1 protein-coding gene is annotated in these 1,431 nt (G+C 40.2%); it reads right to left on the reverse strand.

Translation table 11 applies throughout. From position 1 onward, the window contains the following. Positions 1-99: 99 nt before the first annotated feature. Positions 100-1,224: an IS4-like element IS4Bsu1 family transposase gene (locus tag ACYVL2_RS19945; RefSeq protein WP_100347207.1), complete on the reverse strand. Its 1,125-nt coding sequence runs from the start codon at positions 1,222-1,224 to the stop codon at positions 100-102. Positions 1,225-1,431 lie beyond the last annotated feature (207 nt).

Genomic DNA, 1,431 nt, shown 5'->3' on the forward strand with positions numbered 1-1,431 from the left:
TTCCTTTTATAAAGAAAAACGAATACTCTTGAACAGAGGTAGTAAACATCCATTTTTTCACTATAACTGTTGACGAGTGTGACAGAGGCGGGAAACCCTTTATGGGACCGCTTTTCCTGCGATTTTTCGTAGCCATAAGTGAGCGGATTTCCATGGAGCTGCCTTCAGTAAACGACTAATTTGTAAGTACGTTCTCGAACTATTCGTGTTCAGTTGTGCCAGTACATGCAGGCAATAGACAATCATCGCGATGTACACCTGATTATGCACGCCTTGTTCGCTTTGTGCGTAGAACTTTTTAATCGTCAAGTGCTGCTTCAGCCATTTAAAAAATAGCTCGATTGCCCAGCGCGACTTATATAACTCAGCGATTTCGTCAGCGCTTAAATCAAATCGATTCGTGATCAGATGCAGTTCGTTTCCTTTTGAATCGAGCACTTTGATGAGGCGAAAAGCGTTTTCTGCACGGTTTTGTGGTGTACCAATCAAAACCATTTCATCTGAAAACACAAGCGAGTCTTCAGGCAGTTTAAATGGCTCGATTACACGAATGACAGCGTTTTTTCGTAAGCGTGACACAAAGAAATACCCATCGTCTGTCATGCGGTCAAATCGTTCATAATCCAAGTAACCCCGGTCAAAGACATACATGCATTCTTTGTCGTCAACAAGTACTTCCAGCTGACCACGATCATGTTCTTTCGCGTTTGTCAGCACCGCTTTATCTGGATAGGAACAGCCTTTTTCTGCGTAAACAAGACGTAAATGAAGCTTGATGCCCGACTTTGTTTTACGGAATTCAGCCCACTTATGGTTTTTCAAGTTCAATGGCAACGTACTCGAGTCGATAATTTTCAGTGGTGTTGTCGTTTCTCGGCGCTGCTCATAATGTGATTTCTCGTGAATTTGGGCAACTAAATCCAAAAATACCTGTTGGAACACTTCAGTCGGCACTTGATTTAATCGGCGTCCGAGCTGCGAAAAGCTAATCGCTTCTAAATGCGTCGCTTTTTGAAGGTCGTCAGAAAATAATGTCTCACTGACTGCACGCAGACTCTCGGTTTCATTGAGCTGAGCGAATACGAACAATTTCAAGAATGACGCAATGTGTAGCTTCTTTGTATAGTAATTTAATTGATAGCTTTCAACCAATTCCTCGAGTTTTGTGGAGAAAATCGGTGAAAACCATTGTTCAAATGATGTTTTTCGTGTAAACTTATCCATGTTTATTGTCCTTTATTTTGGATTTGGATGGTTTAGTACCGCCCAACCATTATAAAGGCTTTTTTATGCAAAGATAAAATTACTGAAAATTTAGATTTTTATAAAGCGTTGAATTATTTTAATGCGACACTAGTGGCATCATGGGGATACTATATCGCTGGACAAGGTATTACAATGCAAGAGAAATTTGTAAAAGTATATTTAAGA

Source organism: Glycomyces halotolerans, from assembly GCF_054779575.1.